Source organism: Neobacillus sp. GCM10023253 (assembly GCF_042653105.1).
Taxonomy (GTDB): domain Bacteria; phylum Bacillota; class Bacilli; order Bacillales; family Cytobacillaceae; genus Neobacillus; species Neobacillus citreus.
The window spans coordinates 408,173-431,675 of sequence record NZ_JBHSHV010000008.1 but is presented as its reverse complement, the minus strand read 5'-3'; the positions used below and the strand labels follow the sequence as shown (position 1 = coordinate 431,675).

Sequence of the window (23,503 nt, the reverse complement as noted above, 5' to 3'; positions counted from 1 at the left end):
TTTAGAATGTGGAACTTTACCCAAAGGATCGGAAATTTTAAAATTAAAAAAGTCCAATTCGCATCGATTCATCAGCGGATTGGACTTTTTTGCATATTAGCGTTTTTTAATGCTGTAAAAAGGCAAGCTGGATGAAGAACAGCACCGCAAAAACATAGACAAGCGGATGTACGTCACGCCCTTTTCCTTTGACCAATTTTAACAGCGGATAGCTTATAAAGCCAAGGGCGATACCAGTTGAAATGCTCGAAGTGAGCGGCATGGCCAAAATCGTCAAGAAAGCAGGGAACGCTTCCTCAAGCTCGCTCCAGCGGATTTTTGCAATGTTACCCATCATCAGGCTTCCGACAATAATCAACGCCGGTGAAGTGATGGCTGAAATGCCGGAAACGGCACCGACTAGCGGCCCAAAGAAAGCGGACAAGATAAACAGAACGGCAACCGTAAGAGTGGTCAAGCCAGTCCGGCCGCCGGCGGCAACCCCGGATGTTGACTCAATATAGGCCGTGGTTGGGCTTGTCCCAAACATTGCCCCAATTGCAGTAGCCACGGAGTCAGACAGCAAAGCGTGACGTGCCCGAGGCAGCTTGTCACCCTTCATTAATCCCGCCTGGTTTGCAACCCCGACCATCGTTCCGGTTGTGTCAAAAATCGTTACTAAAATGAAAGAAAAAACAACCGCGTAAAGGCTGTGATGAACGACATCGCCAAGCGCTGTGATGGGATTGGCGACCATAAACCCTTCTGGAAGTGAAGGGAAGGATAGGAAACCTTTATCAAAAGAAAGCTGTCCGGTGAAAAAGGCAACAATTCCAGTGATAATCATCCCGAAAAATAAAGCCCCGTTCACTCTTAAAACCATAAGGATAAGAGTAACGGCTAGTCCTAAAATGGTTAACAGAGCAGATGCTGAATGAAGATCGCCGAGACGGACTAGATTGACTGGGTCCGCGACGATGATTTTGGTTAGCCGCAGGCCGATAAAAGCGATAAACAGACCAATCCCGGCGGTAATTCCATGCTTCAGATTCTCCGGAATGGCTTCAATTAATTTTTCCCTGATGGGAGTTAATGACAAGATGACAAAAATAATACCTGCTACAAAAACAGCAGCAAAGGCGGTAGTGTAGCTGATGTGCTGACCGCCGACGACGGAATAGGCAAAGTAGGCGTTCAGCCCCATTCCTGGCGCGATGGCGATAGGGTAGTTGGCGAACAGTGCCATCCACAGACAGCCCACAACAGTAGCTAAAATAGTGGCAGTGAAAACCTGATCAAACGGAACGCCCGCATCAGCAAGAATAACCGGGTTTACCACGACGATATACACCATCGTGAAGAATGTAGTGATCCCTGCAAGTACTTCTGTTCTTACGTTTGTACCATTTTCTGTAAGTTTAAACATCTTAGTTCCTCCAAAACACGAACAATGTAATAAATACTTTATAATATTATTCGTATTTAAATAAACTTGCAATAGGTAATTTTATATTTCCCATACATTTTAATGATTATTATAAGGCTGTCAACAAAGGTGTCAGTAACCGTCCGTGGACAAATGTCCGCCCAGGGTGGACACTTGTCCCGACAGCTCCTGGTCTAAAGTGCTACTATTTGGACGTGTTAAGACATATTCTTTGGTATATAGGCTTTTCCATCGTAAAGGAGTGCATCATGAGGAGAAGAAATGTACCAGTAAAAGGGCTGTTTATGGGGATTTTGTTGATAGCTGCTGTTTTGATGCTGGTGAGATGTGTTTTTGTTTCATCGGACCAGCAGGCAGTAGCTGTGGTGAATGAGTTTTATCAATATGAGCAGCAGGGTGATTTCGCCAGTTCCTGGGCGCTGTTCCATTCCGAGATGAAGAAAAGATTTGGCAAAGGCGCCTATATTCAGGATCGCGCCCATGTATTTATGAATCATTTCGGGGTTGAAACTTTTACCTATACACTTGATGGTGCTGAGAAACTGGATAAATGGGAAATGTCGAAAGAAGGACCTGCCTTCAAAAATGTCTACAAAATCCTTGTTACCCAAACCTATAAAGGAAAATACGGATACTTCGAACTCAAACAAGATGTCTTCGCCGTCAAAGAAAAAGAAAAATGGTGTATTCTTTGGGATTACAATGGTCAGTAATAGATGGTGTCAGGCACCGCTCGTGGACTGTGTCCGCCTCAGGCGGACAGTTGTCCCGGCTGTGCCTGTATAGCTGTTGAGGTTTGTCCTTTAGTACGGAGGAATCTAATAGATGTTTCTCGAATTAAGAACAGTAAATATAAACAATATACTGGAGGTTCTAATGGGATACATAGAAGATTTACGGAAACTTGTTGGAACACGCCCATTGATTTTGGTTGGTGCCTGCGTAGGGGCAATCGATGACCAAGGAAGACTTCTTCTCCAAAAAAGACAAAACGGAATGTGGGGGCTGCCTGGCGGTCTTCTGGAACTAGGTGAGTCAGCAGAAGAAGCGGCAAGACGCGAAGTATTCGAAGAAACGGGAGTCAAGATTGGCGAACTCGAGCTGGCCGGGGTCTTCTCGGGAAAGCAGTATTTTGTCGAGCTGCCGAATGGCGACCAATTCTATCCCGTCACGATTGCATACAAATCAAAAGATATTAAAAACGCAAATATCAAAATTGATGGGCATGAAACAATAGATGCTGGATTTTTTGACATCGAAAATCTCCCAGAAAAGACAAGCCCGTTAGTGGCTAGCATTATTAACACGTTTGGATGATACATGGGGACGGTTCTTATGCATCATTTCTGTTGCGTACAGTCACCCTAACGCACCACCCATGCGCCATAAGTTTTAATGAACAAAGAGGTGAGGATATGTTAGACAAAATTAAAGGCGCCCTTTTCGGTCTGGCCATTGGCGACGCTCTGGGCGGCACGACCGAATTTTTAACAAGCGAAGAAATTCGCAGAAAATATGGGAAGGTGACCGAGATTATCGGCGGCGGGGTCTGGAACCTGGCAAAAGGGGAAACCACTGACGATACGGCCATGACCGTGGCTGTTGCAATGGGGATCCTAAAGAATCCAGAAAGCCCGATCGAATCGATTGGGGAAGAATTTTTAAAATGGTATGCGACGAACCCTAAAGATATTGGCAACATCATTCGTGCGGTTTTAAGTACATACAGCGGGGGCAGCTGGGCAACCGCTGCTGAAAAAGCCCATAACCACTATCTTGGCGGTAAATCTGCAGGCAATGGCACATTAATGCGCTGCCTTCCCGTTGCATTAGCGTACCGGGACCTCGAAAAAGTAGAACAAGTGACAAGGGAACAATCTAAAATGACACATTATGACTCCTTAGCCGATGAAGCTTGTGTCTTCTATAACCGAGTCGCCTATCACGTCCTTCATGGCACAGGACTGAAGGAGGCCATCCAAGCTGAAATCAAGGGAACCATCTATGAACCTGCTTTAAATGGGCAAAGGCCCACACCCCCGCCGGATGGTTTCGTTGTAAACACCATGCATTGGGTCTTATACTGGCTTCTCAACTGCGAATCCTTCTTAGACGTTGTGATTGGTGCGGCCAACGAAGGGTATGACACGGACACAGTCGCCGCCATCGCAGGCGGATTAGCGGGCTTAGCCTGTGGCTATAAAGAGCTGCCACGAGGGTACTGTGATGTATTGCTTGTAAAGGGCGAGTTAGAAGAGCTAGGATTAAATCTCTATGAATTAGTCAAATAGAAATAGCTGAGCCATTTTAAACAAGAATAAAAAAGCTGGTCAAACCCTAGTGGGACGGCCAACTTTTTTATTTAAAATGAATATCTCTAGATTGCTGTCTAGGTATAAAGCTGCTAACAAAAAGCGCGATAAAAACGCCGGCGGAGTCAAACCCAATATCAAACAGTCTGCCATCGCGGTTAAAGTATAATTGTAGAATCTCGGTGAATACCCCGTAGGAAATGGCCAGAATCAGCGCCACCCCTTTCGCTTGAAACCGTGATTGGAGCAGCAGTGTCAGGATGAAGAATGCGCTGAAATGCCCCACTTTTTGAAGCAGAAAATCACCACTAAGATGGGATGGCAATGGCTCCAAGAACACAGATAAGTTTGGATGACGTTCCCACTTAAACCGAATCTCTCCAAACTGTATGAATTGATCAAAGCTATATGTACACGTAGAAACAAAAATGGCTCCCGCACAAAGTAGGATTAGTAAAACTCTCATAAAAGTGCCTCCTCTAGCCTCCATTTTGGTCTTCGGGAATTTATTTTATACTCGCTTAGACTTGCTGATGGCCTTGGTTTCCCTTAAATTTCTCCATTTTAATTCATATTCTAAATCATTCTACAAATACTATTTTTGTTTGTATGATTTTTTGACAGGTAAGGGGAGGATTTTTCTTTAATGAAGAGGATAACGTTTGTGGCTGTCTTGTTGCTCTTGATAGCCGGGCAGCTCACAGGTCATATTTTTCCGAAATTAGCCAACGCAGTAAGGGAGGATCCTGCGGTTCAATTACGCCTGCTTGAAACCACCGATTTGCATGTATTTTTAGCAAACTATGATTATTACCAGACAAAAGAAGATAACAAGGTGGGGCTGGTAAAAACGTCCACCTTGATAAAACAAGCCCGCAGCGAGGTAAAAAACTCATTGCTTTTTGACAACGGAGATAATATTCAAGGGAATCCCTTGGGTGATTATGTCGCAAAGGTAAGAGGGCTAAAAGACGGTGATGTCCACCCGGTTACAAGGGCCTTTAATATGCTCGGGTACGATGCGGTCACCGTCGGCAATCATGAGTTTAATTATGGGCTGGATTTTCTGACCCGTGCCTTTGAAGGGGCGAAAATGCCCGTCGTCAACGCCAATGTATACGACGCCGCTACAGGAAAACATTATTTTGAGCCTTATGTTATTTTTAACAAAAAAGTGATCGATGATGAGGGGCAAAATCACGTCATTAAAGTCGGAGTCATTGGCTTTGTGCCGCCGCAAATCATGGAATGGGATAAAGCTAATTTAGAGGGCAAGGTAACCACCAAGTCGATTGTAGAATCGGCGAAAAAATTTGTCCCGGAAATGAAAAAGAAGGGGGCAGACGTGATTGTGGCACTTGCCCACACCGGAATCAGTGCTGAACCCTATTCACCTGACATGGAAAATGCAGCCTACTACTTAACACAAATCAGAGGCATCGACGCCGTATTTACTGGGCATTCGCATAACTTTTTCCCCGGTCCGCTCTATGCGAATCTGCCAAATACCAATCTTGAAAAAGGAACTATCTACGGTAAACCGGTCGTAATGGCGGGTTCGTTCGGAAGCCATTTGGGTGTCATTGACCTTAAGTTGCAAAAAATTCGTGGAAAATGGGCGGTCGCTGGCGGCACGAGCACGCTCAGACCGATTGCCGATGAAAAAGGCAATTCTCTTGTGGCAACTGATGAAGCGTTAATGAAAGAAATCTTACCGGAGCATATCGGTACGATTGATTACGTCAACCAGCCGATTGGCGAGACTACCGCACCGATTTTTAGTTATTTTGCCCTTGTCCAGGACGACCCGTCCGTGCAAATCGTCAATAATGCGCAAACGGAGTATTTGGTTGAAAAATTAAAGGATCCAACCTACAGCAAATTTGCAGGCATTCCGGTCCTTTCGGCGGCAGCACCCTTTAAAGCCGGCGGACGCGGGGGGTCCAGCTATTATACGGATATCCCAGAAGGAACCTTGGCTATCAAAAATGTCGCTGACTTGTATTTGTATCCGAATACACTTAACGCTGTGTTAGTGAATGGTGCTCAGCTAAAGGATTGGCTCGAAATGAGTGCGGGGCAATTCAACCAGTTGAATCCGGCAGCGGGAGGCGAGCAGCAGCTAATTAATCCAGATTTCCGGTCCTATAATTTTGATATCATAGACGGTGTTCAGTACCAGGTGGATGTGACCAAGCCTGCGAAATATGATTATAACGGTAAACTGATTAATCCGGATTCGAGCCGAATCGTGAACCTAACTTATCAGGGCAAACCGGTTACAGCTGACCAGAAGTTTATTGTTGCGACAAACAACTACCGGGCATCTAGCAAAACCTTCCCGGGAGTTAGCCAGGGTGAAGTCATTCTTCAGTCGCCGGATGAAAACCGTCAAATCATCACGAACTATATTCGTGAAAACAAAACGATTAATCCGTCTGCGGATCAGAACTGGTCAATTGCAAAATTCCAGGGCACAGTGGTCCCTGTATTCGAATCCTCGCCAAAAGCGCAGGATTATACGAAGCTATTTAAAAATATTCAATACATCGGACCATCGAGTGGCGGGTTTGGGAAGTATTCGATCGACCTTACACACTAAGGTGTCAGGACCGCTCGTGGACAATGTCCACCCCAGGCGAACATTGCCGAGCGCTGCCTTGGTTTACAAGGTTTTTAAAGATACATCCGAATTTAAAAAACATCCTGACTAAGGGGTTCCCTGTCAGGATGTTTTGTTAAAGTAGAACTATTATTGTGTTATTTTTTGAATCCTGCCTTCCGCTTGGTAAGTAAATGGAGAAGGCAGTGTCTTCACATAGTCTACAGTTGCCTGCAGGTCATCTGAACCAACTTCTAACCCTGTTGCCAGAGCTCCAATACCGTAGCTGGCATTGCCATACATATAGTTGTTTACAACAACGGAATACTCTTTGGCTGGGTCAATTTTGCTGCCATCCGGCAAGAAGATGTCAACAACCTGGCCAGTTCCAGCACTGCTGTCATAAGTGTAGGTATACTTGAACCCGGCAATATGGAAGTCAAGGCCTCTTGCGGTAATTTGCTTGTTCAATACTTCTCGCAAATCGGCACCGCTCAGGTTGATTTTATTTAACACATTGCCAAATGGCTGAATGGAGAATAAGTCACCAAAGGTAACCTCTCCTGCATCTAAATTAGCACGGACTCCGCCGCCATTCATTAAAGCAAAGTCACTGTTCATAGCATCTTTCATACCATCAGCAATTAAGTTGCCCAGCCCATTGTCGCCAATTTCCGTTGTGGCAGAAGGGTAGCCTTTTACTAATGTAGTTGCAGAGTTACCCACTACCTCGGCCTTAATTGGGGCAATTTGATCTTCATATTTTTTCATAATGGCGGACACTTGAGGATCCGGAGTGTATTGATCTTGATAAACGGTAACAATTTCCCCTTCTTTCTTGATAATGTCACCAGTTTTAGGATTGATGACCAGATCAACATCAGAGAAGGCAGAACCGTATGAATAGGCTTGGACAATTAACTTGTTGTCAACAACTTTGTTATTATAAACATGATTATGAGCTGCGAAGATAACATCCACTTCATCGTCTACGTTTTCTGCAATTCTTGAAGCATCGAATGAATCGGTATAGCCGTTTTGTGCCGCAGGATTATGGGCGAGAACGACGATTGCTTCTATGCCTTGGGCTTTTAATTCGGCTGTGTACTTGTTAATGGCTTCAGCTTCATCGGTAATTTGCAGATTTTCATTTCCTTTGGTCACAATCATATCAGGAGTTTCCTGTGTGATGACACCGATAAAACCAATTTTTACCCCGCCTACTTCTTTAACTGTATAAGGGGCTGTAATTAATTGACCTGTTGATTTATCGTAAGCATTTGCTGCTACAACAGGAAAGTTCATTCCATCATAGCCAGGTGTGCCTTTACCTCCTGGATGCTCGCCTCCATTGATCATACGGCGCAGTTCGGCAATACCTTCGTCGAATTCATGGTTTCCAAGTGCGCCGACATCCATGCCCAATGACTCCATTACTTCTACAGTTGGTTCATCTTGAAAAAGCGCAGAAATTAACGGACTGCCGCCAATCATGTCTCCAGAATTTACGAGCAAGGTATTTGTATTTGTGGCCTCGCGCTGACGGAGCGCTGCAGCAGTGTACTCCATACTTCCCGCTAAAACACTTTGGCCGTTTCTTGTTAGTTTTGTATCTGTATCAAGCTGGCCGTGTAAATCATTTAAACCGAGGAGTTGAACATTTACTGGCGTGAAGCCAATGTCTAATTTAAAAATACCGAAGCCTGCTGGATCTGTTTTTCCAGTATAGGTAATATTGCCGCCACCTGTAGTATATTTCTCAGCAACTGGCGAAGATGTAAAAGTCACGTTCACGTTTCCAGGGATTGGTGCAATGGACCAGTTATTATCAGCTGTTGGTGTGATTTCTTGCTTTTCTGAGATATAATCCATTAAAACTTGGCGGTTTTCATCAGCAGAGTCAATAACGAGTTCAGCACCCTTAAGACCAGGGAAGTTACCGCCGCCACCAGCCCGATAGTTGTTTGTTACCACGATAAAGTCTTGGTTTGGATCGACAGGCTGACCGTTGTAAGTAAGATTTACTACACGGCTTGAGTTTGGATTAATAACATTTCCTGCCGGATCGTATTTAGCTGGTGCAGTTACATCTATTTGATAGTTAACCCCATCAATGACGTCAAAGTTATAAACCGGAAACGAAGGATTTAACAGAGCTTGTTCTTCTGTTTTACTAGGATCAATAGTATTGTATTTCCCAGCGGTCATTTCAATCCATTCTTTAACAACAGAACCTTTGACTTTAACAGCTTTCAAAGTATTGTCATACAGATATAAATCACCTGCACTGCGTATTGTTAAATCGCCTGCATTAATTTCTGTATATTCAGCCACTCCATTACGGCCTGCTTTGAAAGGTGCGCCAACAGAAAGAATTGGCAGGTTTTGAAGCTCAGGTTTGTTGTTAGCAATATACTTTTCCGCATACCATTTTTGTGCATTTGTCACTACCTGGATAGATGGGTCATCCTGGACAAGCGCAAAATAGCTGAAAATATCATCTGTAGTTTTTCCAATTGGAGTGTTGACGTATTTTACGGTGGCTTCATGGTCCGCCTTCACCGCATCCACGATGGATTGAACAGGCTTTACCTGTGTTGGCGAAGAAATTTCGCGTGTTAAAGACTGAGAATCCGCCACTGACCATTTGCCCTTAACTTTTACAAGGTCAAGGTCGATAATTCCTAATGAACCGCCGCCATAACCAGCTTGAACCGCCGGAACTCCGTTGATGGTTCCTTTGACATTATCCACACCAGGAAGCGGGTTACCGTCGGGACCTTTGAACAATCCATCTAAAGACTTAAGATCCTTTGCCGGGAACAACTTATGTGTATGCGAGAAAGTAATCGCATCAATTCCTGGAACTTCACTTAAAGCATAAATGACATCTTCCGTGTTGGCTTTATTTCCGCTGAAGCCGGAGTGCGTCATTGCAATAATGACATCAGCACCTTCTTCGCGCATTTGCGGAATAAATTTCTTGGCAGTGTCCACGATATTTTTCGTAATAACCTTGCCATCTAGATTGGCCTTGTCCCAATCGTTGATTTGCGGAGGTACAAAGCCGATAAAGCCAACCTTAATCACATGCTTCTTGCCTTGCTCATCAACGACTTTTTTGTTGATAATTCTATAAGGAGTAAATTTGTTGACGTCATTCTCCGGATTATTGTCATGGTCATCGACATAAACGTTGGCGTTAACAAACGGGAAATTCGCATCATCGTAAGCTTCATCTAAAAAATCAAGCCCGTAGTTGAATTCGTGATTACCTAAGGTGGCCATGTCATAGCCCATTTGGTTCATCGCTTTAAAGACCGGGTGAACCTGGCCATCCTTTAACGGTTCTATTTTTGCAAAGTAGGTACCGAGCGGAGTCCCTTGAATCAAGTCACCGTTATCGACCAAAAGACTGTTTTCTACTTCTTTACGGGCATCCTTTACAAGTGCGGCAGTACTTGCCACTCCAACCTTTAAGTATTCTGCATTTTTGTAATAGTCATAGTTAAGTAAATTGGTATGCAGATCGGTCGTTTCCATTAGACGCAGTTCTACCTTTGGATTGGCATTGCTGTTTTTCGGGGCTGCCGCACCAGCTTTTACTGTTGGAAAAAATGGAACGGTAACAAGTGAAACGGCAAGTGCTGCGGATAAAAATTTCTTTGCTTTAGTTATTTTTCTCTTTTTCAACCAAGTCGCCCTCCTAGTAATCTATCATTTTGCTTCTGGAAAATGGAATCCCCCCTAAAAAAGAGTCTATGTACCAATTCGTTCTTATTGAAGGACGAAACTAGCACTATTAAAAAAATACGTTCTTAATTGAGGTTTTATGTCCTTTTTTAGGTAGTTCTTCCTTACTTTTCACCCAAGCTTTTCCATCATAAAAAACTTTTTCAAGTTTCGTAAGGGAAGAAAGTCGTAGGTCTAAAAGTACCTAAAAGGTAAATTTCTATTACTCATAAACAATTACGAGAATTTGTTGTATTCTATTAGAAAGTACTTATGCAAAGGACGGCAATTGTGATGAAAAAAACCGCAAAGGATATGCTATATATTTTTCTCGGCGCCCTTATTTTTGCGATAGGGGTGAATTATTTTACCATCCCAAACCATCTCTCCGAAGGGGGTATTTTAGGGATCACGATAGTGGCTCACTATTTGTTTGGCTGGTCGCCAGGTGTTGTGAACTTCGTATTAAATGCCGTGCTGATCCTAGTCGGGTATAAATTCTTTGAAAAAAGAGCCTTCGTTTATACGCTAATTTCACTTGCAGCCTGTTCAGGGTTTTTATTTTTAACAGAGGATATAGGAAGAAAGCTGACGGAGGATACCCTGCTTGCCTCGTTGTTTGCCGGATTGCTGGTGGGGGCAGGTTTGGGCTTCATTTTTCGCGCGGGAGGAACATCCGGAGGCACGACTATTTTGGCAAGACTAGCGAATCAATTTTTTGGCTGGAGCATAGGAAAAGCGATGCTTATCATTGACATTGTCGTGGTGGCAGGGTCGATATTCATCATCGGCTTGGAAAAAGCGATGTTCACACTGCTGATTGTCTATGTCGGAGCGAAAGCGATAGATTTCATCGTCGAAGGTCTCGATGAACGGGTAGCTGTGCTAATTATTTCTAATTTGCCGGAAGTGGTTTTAGCTGGCATCACCGAAAAAATGTCACGCGGCCTCACCGTCCTCGAGGGATATGGCGGCTACACCGGACAGAAGAAAGAAGTCCTCTACATTGTCATTAACAAACAAGAAATCGTCCAACTTAAAAACATCATCGCTGACATCGACCCAAACGCCTACGTCACTGTCCACAATGTCCACGAAATGATGGGGAAAGGGTACAAGGCAGGATAGGTGTCAGCCACGGTGCATGGATAAATTGGCGTTTTGTCCACGTGAGATGGACACTGACAGAATGTTGTATGATATGTGATAGTTCGACAGGTTTACTGTTTTTGGCATAGTAATCAAAAGGATATAGGAGTATAATTTTTTAGAAAAGGGAGGTGATTGTGATCGATGGGAAACGATTTGACAGGTTAGAAGAAATGCTTTCTAATTTGATTGGAATGGTAGGCGGGATTAAAACTGAACTGTCAGATTTACGTGGGGAACAGCAAGGAATAAAAGCAGAATTGTCGGAATTACGAGGGGAACAGCAAGGAATAAAAGTAGAACTGTCAGGATTACGAAGTGAACAGCAAGGGATTAAAGCAGAACTTTCGGAAATGCGTACCGAAAACCAAAAACAATTTGCAGAAATTCATGCTAAGCTAACCGACATGCAAGCAGACCAGGACCATATTTGGGAAAAGGCAGCTAGAAATGAACGGGAACTGGCGAAACTTAAAATACATCTTCAGTTATAAGACCTCCATTAAAAATCTGCATATACAATCCGTAACATTTTCATTCGGTTGCTCCATGATTAAAAGTATTTAAAAAAAGGAAGGACCCTCATTCTTTAGAAGTTGGGATTCTTCCTTTTTATGTTTTTGGTAATGTAAAATTCAGTTGGCTATTTAGGAGTTAGAATCTGCCTTTAGAGTATCCTGGCTTTCTTTCACGAATTCATGGTTTTGGGTTAATTCATCGACTTCGGTTTGAAATGTCCCATGGATGCGGTTGATAATACCTGATATCCCACTGGTAAAACAGATATCGATGATTTGTTTTGGCGAAAATTGCTCAGCAACACGCTTATACAATTCATCGGAAATTCGGATGTCCTTCACCAATGCCTCTGTATATTCCAAAATCAGCCTTTCTTTTTCGGTATATACCAAACTGTCCCGCCATTGACGCAGCTGCTCTACTTTTTCCTTCGATAAACCCACGCTCCGACCGAGCATAATATGGGTTGGTATTCAGTAGTGACATTGGTTCAGCGCGGAGGTATAGAGATAAACCAGCTCCGCCATTTGGGGCTCTAATTCCCCTGAACGGTATGTTGCCAAGCTCATGCCCATTAATCCCTGCAACGCCTTTGGATGGTTGCCGAGAAGCTTATAAATATTCACAACCTGCCCATTCATATTCTCTAGCCTTTTGTACATCTGCTTCGTCTCATCCGTTGCCTGTTCATACTCCACATACGGGATCCTCGCCATCAAACTACCTCCTAAATAAGATACCTGCTCGTACATTTTATCATAATTTTCAGAAAATGTAATGTGGAGTCTGATATGTATGTCAGGCACCCAGCGTGGACAAAAAGGCGTTCTGTTCACGCTGGCGGACATTTTGTATGTTTTTACAGCTCATTGTAGTTTTTCGACTGCTACCCGGCCGGAGAAGAAGGTGGCGCCGCCGCCCATATCGGCAATTCGGTCGGGAGTGAGGATGTTTACTAAGTGCTTTGTTTCTGTTTTTACCGTAGCGTCCGATATCCCGGTTTCATCTGCCCATAATCCCTGGGTCACAACGACTCCCGAAAGAACGCTGTCCCCAACAGCGGCTTTCAGCTCAACCTCGCCGCGATGATTCCAGACCCGGACCTGTTCACCATCTTCAATCCCTAGCCGCGCTGCATCCTCCCAATTCATAAAAAGAAGCGGCCCCTTTTCCAAGGAAACATGCTTATCGTTGTTAGAGAAAGTCGAGTTCAGGAAATTATGGTTCGGCCCCGGGACAAATTGAAACGGAAACTCCTCGCCATCGTCCACTAATTGCACGTAGGTTGGCAGGGGCGGGTACCCGTCCTTCTTCATCCGCTCCGAATATAATTCGATTTTCCCGCTTGGCGTTGGCAGCCTGCCTGGGAATAGCGGCTTAACATCAGCCTTCACATAATGGCGCTCCGCCAGAACCTCATAGTTTACACCGTCCAAATAAGGATTCTGCGGGTTATCGAGCGCACCCCTAATCATTTCCGCTTCCGTCTCAGTAAACGCAGTATCCGTAAAGCCCATTCGCTCAGCGAGCAGTCGGAACACCTCGACATTTGACTTAGCCTCGCCGAACGGTTCGATGACAGGCTGCTGCAGCTGCACAAAATGATGCCAGTACGAAGTATAGAAATCGGTGTTTTCGAACGACGATGTCGCCGGAAGTACGATATCCGCATACTTGGCCGTTTCTGTTAAAAATAAATCGTGCACGACAGTAAACAAGTCTTCACGGGCAAGCCCTTCACGCACCTTTCTGCTTGAAGGGGCCACAACCGCCGGGTTCGAACCGTACACATATAGAGAATTCACCGGTGGGTCAAGCGTTAACAAGGCATCGCCAAGCAAATTCATGTTCACACTGCGTGTGTTTTTATTTTTCAAAAAATCAGGCCGTTGCAGCCTTGCTGCATTATGGGCCAAGAATCCAGAATTGCCTTTGAGGGCGCCGCCGCCCTTTACAAGCCACTGGCCAGTCAACGCAGGCAGGCAGGAAACCGTCCGGACAAACATGCCGCCATTATCGTGGTGCTGCGGGCCGTTGCCAATCCGAATAAAAGAAGGCGATGTTGTCCCATACATTCGTGCCAATCTATAGACATCGTCAACTGGAACCCCGGTAATTTCCGAAACCGCCATCGGGTCATATTGCTTCACATGCTCTCGGAGTTCCTCATGCCCAACAGTATATTTTTTTAAAAAGTCTTCATCGACCATGTTTTCGTCAAACAGGATGTGCATCAACCCGAGGGCCAAAGCGCTGTCCGTGCCCGGCAAAATCGGAATAAACCAATCTGCCAATCTTCCAGTCTGATTTTTATGGACATCGATGACAACAATCTTGGCGCCGTTTTCTCGGCGGGCCTTTTGCGCCAAAGCCACCTGGTGCATGTTCGTGCTCACCGCATTGATGCCCCAGAAAATGAACAATTTCGTGTGAATCGTATCCTCAGGGTCAATTCCAAAGCTGCCGCCCATTGTATACTTGTAGCCGACTGCTCCGGCCGAGTTGCAGATGGTCCGGTCAAGCCTTGATGCACCAAGCCTGTTCCAAAAGCGGCGGTCCATACCTTCAGCAGCGAGCCGCCCCATATTTCCGTAAAAGCTATAGAGAAGAATGCTCTCAGGCCCGTCCGTTTGAATCAGTTCCTTCCAGTGGTCCGTGATGGTGCTCAGCGCTTCGTCCCAGCTAATGCGAGCAAAACATCCCTCGCCCTTAGCCCCGACGCGCTTCAGCGGATATTGCAGGCGCTTTTCGTCATGAAACCGTTCCGCCATGTTCCGAACCTTATTGCAAATGTGCCCTTTTGTCACGGGGTGTTCCGGGTCGCCCTCGACCTTGACAATTTTTCCATCCTGTTTATGAAGCAACAGCCCGCACTGGTCTGGACAGTCAAGCGGGCAAACCGCATGAAAAATCCCATCCCGCGGGAGATTTTCGTAGGAAGGCATAAGCATTCTCCTTTACAGAGCTTGATAGATTAATACTATCGTAGAAGGTGCTTGATTGTCACGAATCGAGAAAGAGGAGAGCGAAACATACTCAGGTCATTTTAGGGCTGGGATGTCATTGGATAAAAAGACGTCCAAATCCATCCATCCTCACCGCGACAAAATCAGCTGATGATTACTGTGGTTTGGCGGAACCATCGGGTAGACATTCTCTTCCTCAACCACGTCAAACTCCATCAGCGCCGGTCCATCCAGACGCATAGCCTCCGCTATAATCCGCCTTGCGTCCTCCTCGGTTCGAGCCCGATACCCTGGCACACCATAGGCCTCGGCCACTCCTGCAAAATTCGGCGAGCCGATTTTTACAGAGGAATAGCGGCCATGATAGAACAACTCCTGCCACTGGCGAACCATGCCCAAATAACCGTTATTCAAAATCGCTAATTTGATTGGCAGACGGTACCTGACAGCGGTAATCAATTCCTGTAGATTCATTTGAAAGCTACCGTCACCGGAAACACACAAAACGGGTGTCCCAGAACGCGAACGCTCGGCCCCGGAGACCTCAGCTGCAGTACCTGCCACCCCAGCAGCCGCCCCAATCGCCGCCGGCAGTCCGTACCCCATCGTGCCCAGCCCGCCTGACGTCACCAACGTGCGCGGTCTCGTAAACTGATAATGATGCGTCGTCCAAATCTGGTGCTGCCCGACATCCGTCACCACTACTGTGTCCTCTCTAGAAAACTCGTCCAGCGTGCGAATCACCGTCTGCGGGCTCAAAACGCTCTTCGACTTCTCAAAACGCGGCACCGTCCGCTTCCAATCCGCCGCCTCATTTACCCAAATTTCGCCGTTTGCCCTGATTTGTTCATAATCCAGTTCCTCTTTTAATTGAAAAAGGAACTCAGCGGCGTCTTTGACAATCGGCAGGTCTGCGGAAATGATTTTATTGATCTCGGCCGGGTCTATGTCCACGTGAATTTTTTTCGACTTTGGCGAAAAGCCGCTCACCTTACCCGTTACGCGGTCGCTAAACCGAACTCCAATCGAGATGAGCAGGTCACAGTGGTGCACCGCTTTGTTGGCGGCATACGTTCCGTGCATCCCAAGCATCCCTAAAAACAGCGGGTTCCCCGTATCCATCGCACCAATCCCGAGCATTGAACTAACAACCGGAATCCGCGAGCGCTCGGCGATTTCCCGTAAATGGCTGGTAGCCCCCGAAGCAATTACCCCGCCGCCGACAAAAAGCACCGGCTTCCTGGCGTTTTCAATTAATTCCTTCGCATGATTAATAGATTTCCTGCCCGCTTCATTAGTCCTTTCGCCTCTTGGTGCGCGGCTATGGCTCATCCGTTCGGCGCCCATCGTCACACTTTTGGTAGTCAACTCCACCAAGACCGGCCCGGGGCGTCCCTCAACGGCAAGCTTTAGGGCGTTATCAAGTACATCTTGCAGCTGCCCCGCCCCAGTTTTAAAAGAATACTTGGTAATCGGCATCGTAATTCCGGCAATATCTAATTCTTTGGCGGACTCTCCGTTTAATGGATTGGCTGAAAGTGGTCCCGCAATAACAACGATTGGAACGGAATCACTATAGGCAGTTGCAATCCCCGTGATCCCGCTGGTTACCCCGGCAGCTGTTGTCAAAATTACTACTCCTGGCTTGCCGGTGGACCGGGCGTAACCATCAGCAGCATGGACGGCCGCCTGTTCATGCTGCAATTGAATGTAGCGTGTTCCTGAAAGTTCCGTTGGAAACAATCCATCATTATGGCAGCCAAAAACACATTCTACTCCCAGTTCATGAAGTGCCTCCAACATCGAATCAACTTTAAAAACTTCCGTTAACAATGTATTCACCTGATTTCCTAATTTTTAAATAGTTTAAATTATCAGGTAAAATAAGTATGTGATTTAAATCAAGGATGGGTTGTTTTTTAAAAACAAAAAAGGGCTTCAAAATTTGAAGTCCGTTTGTTTATGATTCCAATAGGTCTTGTGCCCGTTATTTTTTAAAATACTACTATTCGGAACTTGATTCATTATCAGTAGAAGGTTCAGCATATCTACAGAGGAAGCCAATGAATTTACTATAATTAAAAATTTTAATGTCGAAGTTAATAGTCCGAAGAAACCTAATATTACTGGCAAAACAACTGAAATAATTAAGAATGGTGCTATTGTGATCAAGATAAATCTTGATTTTGAAATCACTTCTTCAGTAACAGCAAACCCGCCAAACCAGGTTAGCCCAATAAATGTATTCTCTGATCTAATAAAATTGGGGATAAAAATTAAATGAAGCAATTCGTGAAGAATGACAAGAAATATGATTAAGAAAATGACTCCAAAGTCGATGGTTAATGATATAGAATCGGAGTGTAGCCCAAAATCCCTCAATGATAGAGGAGAAAAAAGATTTATTATCCCGCTAGAGATAAGTCCATTGATCATCATCAATGGAAGAGACAAAAAAATAGCACTTACCAAATGTTTAGGTTCTTTCAGCGGAACCCAATTGCTTTTAATCAGCTCAAGGTGTACATCTTCATTAAATTCTGGCAACTTGGTTTTTATTTTCACGAAATACCTCCATCATTAAAGCAGTTCTAAAAGATATATACGTTCAGAGTTGTGATAGGTTTCTGTTTTTTTGGAAATATAGCCTATTCCAAAAAACAGTAGGCCAATTTCACACACTTTTTACACAATTATCCCAAAGTTATGCCGAATCCATTGTCTATACATAGATTTAGAAACAAGTGAAGGAGTGATGGAAGATGAAAAAAACTCTAATTGCAGGCGTTGCTGCCCTTGCGCTGTTGGGAGGAGCCTATGGCATCCAGAACGTTTCTGCTGCCAGCAATTCTAAAACAATCGAATCCAAGGCAGCAGGCGGGCACCTTGGCACAAGACTGGAGCTAGCCAGCCAGTACAAAGACCAAATCCATCAAATTATTCAGCTAAGGAAAGAACGCCTAAGCCTAAGGTCGCAAATTATTGATAAAAAGGACAAGCTGCTGGACTTGGTGCTAGAAGCGAAAAACAGCGGCAATAAAGAGAAGTTTCAGCAGGCCAAGGAAGCCAAGCAGCAATTAAAATCAATGAACAAAGAATTAAAAACCCTTATGAAGGATGGCCACAGCGACCGTAAATCCTTAAAGGATGCCGTGAAAAATGGCGATGGAAGTGAAGCCTTTAAAGAGGAGATTGCCACCCAGCAGCAAGTGAATGAAAAATTGAAACAAATTGAGGTCGAATTGGACAAATTAATTACTATTTTTCAATAGGAGTAAAGGGGGATAGTGTATTTTGCTATCCCTTCTTTGTTATATAATTGAAGTGAGGTGAGCCGCTGATGAAGCATGTTTTTGTCGTTGATGACGAGCAGAATATCCGAGACATTTTACAAAAATATATCGAAAATGAAGGCTACAAGGTCACGCTGTTTTCCGATGGCCGGCAGGTCTATGAGGAAATGCTGCGACTGAAACCGGATTTGCTGGTAATCGACATTATGATGCCACATCTCGACGGGCTCGAATTGTGTAAAAAAATCCGTGCTGTCAGTGATGTTCCAATCATTTTTGTGTCAGCAAGGGACGGCGAATTTGACCGGATTTTGGGGCTTGAGCTTGGTGGAGATGATTATTTGACGAAGCCATTCAGTCCAAGAGAACTGATGGTACGGATGAAGAATATTTTCAAACGGCTGGAAAAATCAACAGCCGTCACAACGCTGCAAACATTGAGCATCCGGGACGTCACCATCGACCTCGAAAGAAGATACATAGAAAGAGACGGTCAGGAAATCAGGTTTACCACAAAGGAATATGAACTGTTAGTGTTTCTGACCAAGAATAAAGGAAAGCCATATACGAGGGACGAGCTCCTTGAGTTTATTTGGGGCTATGAATATGCAGGAGACGGCCGTTTGGTTGACGACCTGGTCAAACGGATTCGCAAGAAATTAGACCAGCACCAGTCCTTGGTGGAGCTGTCCACAATTTGGGGCTACGGGTACCGGATCAATGAGTAGGATGAAAATTGGCTCGAAACTGTTATTATCTTATTTTATATTAATTATAAGCATTTTTTTAATTACTAGCTTTACTTTTCATTTTGTGTCCCAACGGTACTTGCTGAAGGAAACGGAAGTGCAGCTGAAGAAGGAAGCTAAAGTTATCAGCCAGCTGCTCAGCAGGTCTTCTTTTTCAAGTGAAGCTATTCGCGAAAAACTAATGAACCGCAGAGCGCTGGTGGTAACGGAGCGGTTGATGTCATCGAAAATGATCATTTGGACACCGAAGAGGGAAATCGTTTATTCGGATTTAGAGGGAGGGACATTGGACAAGGTCCTAGGGGAAAGCACAGGCACAGGCCGGAATTTTGTTTCGGAAACGGCGGCGGTTACTTCAAAAAACGGGAAGACAAGAGGCTACGTTACACTGGTGGCCAGTCTGGATCAAGTGCAGCAGGTGAACATGCTGATGCGCCGATCCCAGATAGTTAGTTTGCTTATTTCTGCCGTGATTGCTGTCATTTTGGGGATTGTTTTTCAAAAAGGGCTAACCCGGCCGCTAAGGGTATTGACGGAGCAGATGAAAAATTTCTCGCTAAGGGGTGCAGGTCAGGAAATAAGGCTGGCAACAAGGGATGAAATTGGGGACCTGGCAGAAAGCTTTAACGCCATGTCACGCAAGCTGAAACAGTATGATGAGGAGCAAAAGGTGTTTTTTCAAAATGCCTCCCATGAGTTGAAGACACCGTTAATGGCGATTCAGGGAAATGCCGAGGGAATTTTGGATGGCGTGGTGAAGGGCGAGGACGTGAACAAAAGCCTGAACGTTATCATCGCCGAAAGCCAGCGCCTGAAGCGGATTGTGGAGGGCATTACGTATTTGGCGAAGCTCGAGAATGTGGAGGACAGCTTCGGGTTTCAAGAATGGCCTCTAAAGCAGTTTATACAGGAATCGATTGATAGCGTCGTGGCCCTTGCCGACCAGCGGGGTGTAAGGATTGTAGTGGATCTAAAGTCAGTGTCAGCTTGGAAGGTGGACCGGGAAAAAATGAAGCGCGCGTTGATAAATCTGCTCGGAAATGCACTCTGCTATGCGGAATCCGTGGTCACAGTGAATGGCTTTGAGGGGACTGAGCAACCATTCAATAGGAAGACGTTGATCATTGAAGTCAGCGATGACGGCCCAGGGTTCGCTCCCGGCGAGGTTGAAAAAGTATTCCAGCGCTTTTACAGCGGTGACGCTGGCGGCTCGGGAATCGGTTTGGCCATTACCAAAGCCATTGTTGAAGGGCACGGCGGCTCAATTGTGGCGTTTAATGGGGAACTGGGCGGAGCGGTATTCCGAATTACCCTACCTGAGATGGAGTAAGCAGCTTTTATTGACGGTAGCAGGGCTGTAACTGTCGGATGGCACAGTTTTACTGTCGGATAACGGGCTGCAATTGTCGGATAGGGGACCGTAACTGTCGGATAATCGACGGTTACTCTTGGATAGGGATCAAATACTCTCGGATAAAGCCGGTTTACTCTCGCATAAAGGATAAATACTCTCGACAGAGCCAACTTGCTCTCAACTAACTGCGGGCGCCCAGCCAGAAGCGCCAAAAAAGTCATCCCTAGGAGTCGAATCTTGCAGTTTTCCCAGGAAATTTTGTAGAAATAACACCGCAGATTTCCTTGGCCTTTTTAAGTTGAAGTTGCTCGAAGCTATGATAACCTTTCACCAATCCCCCCTCCACCCATAGGATATTACATAAGAATGGGTGGGAGGTTTTTTTCTATGTATCCTTATTCAAATTACCTTGACGCGTTAAACCGGCAAGGCAATAAATTAATAGGCGAAGTGGAGAGGGCGATCAATGGGGAGTACAGTGCCATTGATTGTTATGCGAAGCTGGCCAATTTGGCTTCTAACAAGGGAGAGCGAGATCGAATCCTGGAAATTCGCCAGGATGAAATCAAACATTATCAGCAGTTTGTGGAAATATACCGAAGACTAACGGGGCAGCATCCGCAGCCCAAAATTCTCGAGGAATGTCCCGGTAATTACGTGAATGGGCTGGAGTTTGCGTTGGTGGATGAACAGAAAACAGTCGATTTTTATATGGAAATTTCCGATACCGCAAACGACCCATTTATTAGAGAGGTCTTTCGCAGGGCAGCAGCGGATGAACAGAATCATGCGGTGTGGTTTTTGTACTTTTTTTCAAAAAGAAAATGAAAAATGTCCCCGGTAAACAGTTTCCTTACCGGGGACATTTTGCTAGATGGAACATGATTAGTCCCCACTGCCACCTGAATCGCCTCCACTGTCGGTCCTGCCATAATTATTATCGTTATCATTAGCGGTATCATGTAAATAGTCTCGATCATCATGATGATGGCCAGAGGATTTTTCTTTCTTAATGCTTGGGAAAATTAAGAAAGCCAAGATAATCAATATGGTCCCAAAGAACTCTTGCGTTCCGAAAATAAGGTATATACCCAAAATCAAGAGTGCTGCACCAACCAACCTTTGAATCAATCTTATTGCATTCAGAAACATCCCCCCTTATAAAATAATTATTTTCAAGTAGGACCTTTTATGTATTACGAACAGTTTACAACGGAGACTTGAACTTTTTGTTACATTTTTTAGAAACCGAAACTATCCAAGAAAATACTTGTATAATAAAAAGGTCAACTTATAAACAAAAATTGAGGAGTGATGAAAATGACACGGAAGGAGCGTGTCCAAGGAGCAGCTACAAGTCCTACATATCCGCTGAAAAAAATCCCCTTATTGAATGATCAGTCCACCATAACCTATTTTCCCGACCTGTCTTTAAAACACTATCAAAATTAACTGAAAACCCATTGTACGGATAAATTTTATTAAAAAATGCTCTGCTAAAACTGAATGTTGATTTCACTGTGTTTGAAAATAAACGGAAAAATTCCGTTTAAATTGGGAAATACCCCTATTTCCTTAAAAATAAAGGAAGATTTTCCGTTTATATTATCCAAATCATTAAATTTTGTCTTATTTAGAGCAGTTAACCGGAATTTCTCCGCTTATATCTGCTTCATATGCAATCTCTCTATATAATAGCCGGAATTTCTCCGCTTATATCTGCTTCATATGCAATCTCTCTATATAATAGCCGGAATTTCTCCGCCTATGAATAATCATACCTACACGAAAATCAATAATTAATAATAACGGAGCCTTAAAAAAAGAAAAAATCTACTTTTTGCAGAGGAGGGCAAGTCATGTGGGCATGCGTTACAAGTGTTGGTTTAAAAGGCATGGAAGGCTATCGGGTGAATGTCGAGGTCAGCACCTATATCGGGAATGATTCCTTTAAAATTGTCGGCCTGCCGGATGCGGCTGTGAAGGAATCGAAGGAACGGATCATGGCGGCACTACGTTCTTTGGGTTACACCTTTCATGGGCAAAAAATCACAGTCAATCTTTCACCGGCCGATCAAAAGAAAATGGGGGCGATGTTTGACCTGCCGATGGTAATTGGGGTGTTGATGAGCCTTCATGAGTTAGAGGTTTCAGTTCCGAAGGAGGTGGGCTTTATTGGGGCGCTATCACTGGACGGAGCGGTTCAGTCTGTCGATGGATTGCTGCCTGCCATTCTTGCGGCAAAGAAGCTTGGGCTGCGAAGACTCTACATACCGTTGGATGAACAGCTTCCACCTCTTGACTTGGAAGGCATAGAACTTATTTATGTTGATTCATTGCAGGATGTAATTGGGCATTTATCTGGTCAGTGGCAGCCATCCGCTTTTTCGAAAATAACTGATGAGACTGGTAATGATGATTTAGATTATATGGATTTTCGACAGGTTATCGGCCATGAAAAAGCCAAGCATGCCTTGGAAATTGCGGCTGCCGAAGAGCATCATGTGCTGATGACGGGTCCTCCTGGCTGCGGGAAAAGCCTTCTGGCGTGGAGCTTTCCGTCCATATTGCCGGCGCTAACGAAAGAAGCACAGCTTGAAGTCATGAGCCTATATCAGTTGGGCAAGGCCGACCATCCTCAGTCGAAGGTGCCGCCGTTTCGCAATCCTCATCATTCCGCATCGGGCGTTTCAATTATTGGAGGCGGCCAGTATCCAAAGCCAGGGGAAATTTCATTAGCCCACCGCGGCGTTTTGTTTTTGGATGAAATCGGGGAATTTTCGAAAAAGACATTAGACATGCTGCGGCAACCGCTTGAGAATGGCCAAATTACGATCAGCCGGACGCATGCAACGATTACCTATCCTGCTTCGTTTATTTTGATTGCGGCGATGAATCCCTGTCCGTGCGGATACGCCGGGTCAAACATTCATTATTGTACGTGTTCGCCAAAGCAGGTTCATTTTTATCAAAACAAGCTTTCTGGACCGCTTCGTGACCGGTTTGATATTCACCTTAGCTTGGGACCGGTTGATTTTGAAGCGGTGGAGAGGAAGATGGAAGAAGCCTCAGAGGCGGTACGTAAAAGAGTTGAGGAGGCACGGCTAAGGCAGTATAACCGTTATGGAAAGCAGATTTGCAACAGCAGGGTTCCCTATGAGACTCTTATGAAAACAAGCCCGCTGACAGAGGGGCAGCAGCGAACCCTAAATGATTTATTAAACAAAAAAGGACTCAGCAACCGAGCCCAAATCAAAATCATCCGCCTCGCCCGCACTATCTCTGACCTCGGAGGAAGTCCCCGCATCACCGACCAAAGCATCGCAGAAGCCATTCGCTTGAACAGCGGGACATTGAAAAGATGAACTATTTTTTAGCTAATAAGAAAGTATAAACTTTCT

20 protein-coding genes are annotated in these 23,503 nt (G+C 44.9%); 11 read left to right on the top strand and 9 right to left on the bottom strand.

Features of this window, described 5'->3' with window-relative positions; genetic code table 11:
- Positions 1 to 106 precede the first annotated feature (106 nt).
- The gene (locus ACFPA1_RS12660) at positions 107 to 1,405 is read right to left on the bottom strand and encodes an NCS2 family permease (RefSeq protein ID WP_378583408.1); all 1,299 of its coding nucleotides are present in this window, start codon (positions 1,403 to 1,405) and stop codon (positions 107 to 109) included.
- Between the two features lie 269 nt (positions 1,406 to 1,674).
- Between ACFPA1_RS12660 and ACFPA1_RS12655 the strand changes: the two genes are divergently transcribed.
- The 3 genes from ACFPA1_RS12655 to ACFPA1_RS12645 all read left to right on the top strand — a co-directional run bounded on the left by ACFPA1_RS12655 (position 1,675) and on the right by ACFPA1_RS12645 (position 3,717).
- Positions 1,675 to 2,139, top strand: coding sequence for a hypothetical protein (locus ACFPA1_RS12655; protein WP_378583406.1), 465 nt, complete (start codon positions 1,675 to 1,677; stop codon positions 2,137 to 2,139).
- A 163-nt stretch (positions 2,140 to 2,302) separates the two neighbouring features.
- A complete protein-coding gene (locus ACFPA1_RS12650; protein WP_378583403.1) occupies positions 2,303 to 2,743 on the top strand; it encodes an NUDIX hydrolase in 441 nt (146 codons plus the stop codon).
- A gap of 98 nt (positions 2,744 to 2,841) precedes the next feature.
- Positions 2,842 to 3,717: an ADP-ribosylglycohydrolase family protein gene (locus ACFPA1_RS12645; RefSeq protein WP_378583402.1), complete on the top strand. Its 876-nt coding sequence runs from the start codon at positions 2,842 to 2,844 to the stop codon at positions 3,715 to 3,717.
- 67 nt (positions 3,718 to 3,784) lie between these two features.
- Here the strand turns inward: ACFPA1_RS12645 and ACFPA1_RS12640 are convergent, their stop codons facing one another.
- Positions 3,785 to 4,204, bottom strand: coding sequence for a VanZ family protein (locus tag ACFPA1_RS12640; RefSeq protein ID WP_378583400.1), 420 nt, complete (start codon positions 4,202 to 4,204; stop codon positions 3,785 to 3,787).
- Positions 4,205 to 4,384: 180 nt separating this feature from the next.
- Here ACFPA1_RS12640 and ACFPA1_RS12635 point away from each other — a divergent pair, with 180 nt between their 5' ends.
- Positions 4,385 to 6,340, top strand: coding sequence for a bifunctional 2',3'-cyclic-nucleotide 2'-phosphodiesterase/3'-nucleotidase (locus ACFPA1_RS12635; RefSeq protein WP_378583397.1), 1,956 nt, complete (start codon positions 4,385 to 4,387; stop codon positions 6,338 to 6,340).
- Positions 6,341 to 6,490: 150 nt separating this feature from the next.
- On the opposite strand, the gene ACFPA1_RS12630 is transcribed toward ACFPA1_RS12635, so the two are convergent.
- Positions 6,491 to 10,033 carry a bifunctional 2',3'-cyclic-nucleotide 2'-phosphodiesterase/3'-nucleotidase gene (locus ACFPA1_RS12630; RefSeq protein ID WP_378583395.1) on the bottom strand — a complete coding sequence of 1,181 codons (3,543 nt, stop codon included), beginning with the start codon at positions 10,031 to 10,033 and terminating at the stop codon, positions 6,491 to 6,493.
- A gap of 330 nt (positions 10,034 to 10,363) precedes the next feature.
- Here ACFPA1_RS12630 and ACFPA1_RS12625 point away from each other — a divergent pair, with 330 nt between their 5' ends.
- Positions 10,364 to 11,200: a YitT family protein gene (locus ACFPA1_RS12625; RefSeq protein ID WP_213144048.1), complete on the top strand. Its 837-nt coding sequence runs from the start codon at positions 10,364 to 10,366 to the stop codon at positions 11,198 to 11,200.
- Between the two features lie 158 nt (positions 11,201 to 11,358).
- Complete coding sequence (locus tag ACFPA1_RS12620; protein ID WP_378583391.1) at positions 11,359 to 11,715, top strand: hypothetical protein; 357 nt, start codon at positions 11,359 to 11,361, stop codon at positions 11,713 to 11,715.
- 153 nt (positions 11,716 to 11,868) lie between these two features.
- On the opposite strand, the gene ACFPA1_RS12615 is transcribed toward ACFPA1_RS12620, so the two are convergent.
- The 5 genes from ACFPA1_RS12615 to ACFPA1_RS12595 form a co-directional block, all read right to left on the bottom strand.
- Positions 11,869 to 12,183 carry a carboxymuconolactone decarboxylase family protein gene (locus tag ACFPA1_RS12615; protein WP_378583388.1) on the bottom strand — a complete coding sequence of 105 codons (315 nt, stop codon included), beginning with the start codon at positions 12,181 to 12,183 and terminating at the stop codon, positions 11,869 to 11,871.
- 30 nt (positions 12,184 to 12,213) lie between these two features.
- On the bottom strand, positions 12,214 to 12,456 hold the full coding sequence (locus ACFPA1_RS12610; RefSeq protein WP_378583387.1) for a hypothetical protein: 243 nt from the start codon (positions 12,454 to 12,456) through the stop codon (positions 12,214 to 12,216).
- Between the two features lie 150 nt (positions 12,457 to 12,606).
- Complete coding sequence (locus ACFPA1_RS12605) at positions 12,607 to 14,685, bottom strand: molybdopterin-containing oxidoreductase family protein (protein WP_378583384.1); 2,079 nt, start codon at positions 14,683 to 14,685, stop codon at positions 12,607 to 12,609.
- A 150-nt stretch (positions 14,686 to 14,835) separates the two neighbouring features.
- The gene (gene ilvB / locus ACFPA1_RS12600) at positions 14,836 to 16,548 is read right to left on the bottom strand and encodes a biosynthetic-type acetolactate synthase large subunit (RefSeq protein WP_378583382.1); all 1,713 of its coding nucleotides are present in this window, start codon (positions 16,546 to 16,548) and stop codon (positions 14,836 to 14,838) included.
- 96 nt (positions 16,549 to 16,644) lie between these two features.
- Complete coding sequence (locus ACFPA1_RS12595) at positions 16,645 to 17,271, bottom strand: DUF3267 domain-containing protein (RefSeq protein ID WP_378583379.1); 627 nt, start codon at positions 17,269 to 17,271, stop codon at positions 16,645 to 16,647.
- Between the two features lie 197 nt (positions 17,272 to 17,468).
- Here ACFPA1_RS12595 and ACFPA1_RS12590 point away from each other — a divergent pair, with 197 nt between their 5' ends.
- The 4 genes from ACFPA1_RS12590 to ACFPA1_RS12575 all read left to right on the top strand — a co-directional run bounded on the left by ACFPA1_RS12590 (position 17,469) and on the right by ACFPA1_RS12575 (position 20,930).
- Positions 17,469 to 17,978 carry a hypothetical protein gene (locus ACFPA1_RS12590; RefSeq protein ID WP_378583377.1) on the top strand — a complete coding sequence of 170 codons (510 nt, stop codon included), beginning with the start codon at positions 17,469 to 17,471 and terminating at the stop codon, positions 17,976 to 17,978.
- A 68-nt stretch (positions 17,979 to 18,046) separates the two neighbouring features.
- The gene (locus tag ACFPA1_RS12585; protein ID WP_378583374.1) at positions 18,047 to 18,727 is read left to right on the top strand and encodes a response regulator transcription factor; all 681 of its coding nucleotides are present in this window, start codon (positions 18,047 to 18,049) and stop codon (positions 18,725 to 18,727) included.
- 118 nt (positions 18,728 to 18,845) lie between these two features.
- Positions 18,846 to 20,078: a sensor histidine kinase gene (locus ACFPA1_RS12580; RefSeq protein ID WP_378583371.1), complete on the top strand. Its 1,233-nt coding sequence runs from the start codon at positions 18,846 to 18,848 to the stop codon at positions 20,076 to 20,078.
- Positions 20,079 to 20,489: 411 nt separating this feature from the next.
- On the top strand, positions 20,490 to 20,930 hold the full coding sequence (locus tag ACFPA1_RS12575; RefSeq protein ID WP_378583369.1) for a ferritin-like domain-containing protein: 441 nt from the start codon (positions 20,490 to 20,492) through the stop codon (positions 20,928 to 20,930).
- A 57-nt stretch (positions 20,931 to 20,987) separates the two neighbouring features.
- On the opposite strand, the gene ACFPA1_RS12570 is transcribed toward ACFPA1_RS12575, so the two are convergent.
- The gene (locus ACFPA1_RS12570; RefSeq protein ID WP_378583367.1) at positions 20,988 to 21,254 is read right to left on the bottom strand and encodes a hypothetical protein; all 267 of its coding nucleotides are present in this window, start codon (positions 21,252 to 21,254) and stop codon (positions 20,988 to 20,990) included.
- Positions 21,255 to 21,961: 707 nt separating this feature from the next.
- Here ACFPA1_RS12570 and ACFPA1_RS12565 point away from each other — a divergent pair.
- Complete coding sequence (locus ACFPA1_RS12565) at positions 21,962 to 23,467, top strand: YifB family Mg chelatase-like AAA ATPase (protein WP_378583365.1); 1,506 nt, start codon at positions 21,962 to 21,964, stop codon at positions 23,465 to 23,467.
- Positions 23,468 to 23,503 lie beyond the last annotated feature (36 nt).

What these genes read in the sequence shown, in the direction of transcription:
- ACFPA1_RS12650 (WP_378583403.1), top strand. Translation starts at nt 2,303, where the DNA reads ATGGGATACATAGAAGATTTACGGAAACTTGTTGGAACACGCCCATTG.
- ACFPA1_RS12635 (WP_378583397.1), top strand. Translation starts at nt 4,385, where the DNA reads ATGAAGAGGATAACGTTTGTGGCTGTCTTGTTGCTCTTGATAGCCGGG.
- ACFPA1_RS12660 (WP_378583408.1), bottom strand. Translation starts at nt 1,405, where the DNA reads ATGTTTAAACTTACAGAAAATGGTACAAACGTAAGAACAGAAGTACTT.
- ACFPA1_RS12565 (WP_378583365.1), top strand. Translation starts at nt 21,962, where the DNA reads ATGTGGGCATGCGTTACAAGTGTTGGTTTAAAAGGCATGGAAGGCTAT.
- ACFPA1_RS12575 (WP_378583369.1), top strand. Translation starts at nt 20,490, where the DNA reads ATGTATCCTTATTCAAATTACCTTGACGCGTTAAACCGGCAAGGCAAT.
- ACFPA1_RS12640 (WP_378583400.1), bottom strand. Translation starts at nt 4,204, where the DNA reads ATGAGAGTTTTACTAATCCTACTTTGTGCGGGAGCCATTTTTGTTTCT.
- ACFPA1_RS12645 (WP_378583402.1), top strand. Translation starts at nt 2,842, where the DNA reads ATGTTAGACAAAATTAAAGGCGCCCTTTTCGGTCTGGCCATTGGCGAC.
- ACFPA1_RS12585 (WP_378583374.1), top strand. Translation starts at nt 18,047, where the DNA reads ATGAAGCATGTTTTTGTCGTTGATGACGAGCAGAATATCCGAGACATT.
- ACFPA1_RS12610 (WP_378583387.1), bottom strand. Translation starts at nt 12,456, where the DNA reads ATGGCGAGGATCCCGTATGTGGAGTATGAACAGGCAACGGATGAGACG.
- ACFPA1_RS12570 (WP_378583367.1), bottom strand. Translation starts at nt 21,254, where the DNA reads ATGTTTCTGAATGCAATAAGATTGATTCAAAGGTTGGTTGGTGCAGCA.
- ACFPA1_RS12605 (WP_378583384.1), bottom strand. Translation starts at nt 14,685, where the DNA reads ATGCCTTCCTACGAAAATCTCCCGCGGGATGGGATTTTTCATGCGGTT.
- ACFPA1_RS12655 (WP_378583406.1), top strand. Translation starts at nt 1,675, where the DNA reads ATGAGGAGAAGAAATGTACCAGTAAAAGGGCTGTTTATGGGGATTTTG.
- ACFPA1_RS12590 (WP_378583377.1), top strand. Translation starts at nt 17,469, where the DNA reads ATGAAAAAAACTCTAATTGCAGGCGTTGCTGCCCTTGCGCTGTTGGGA.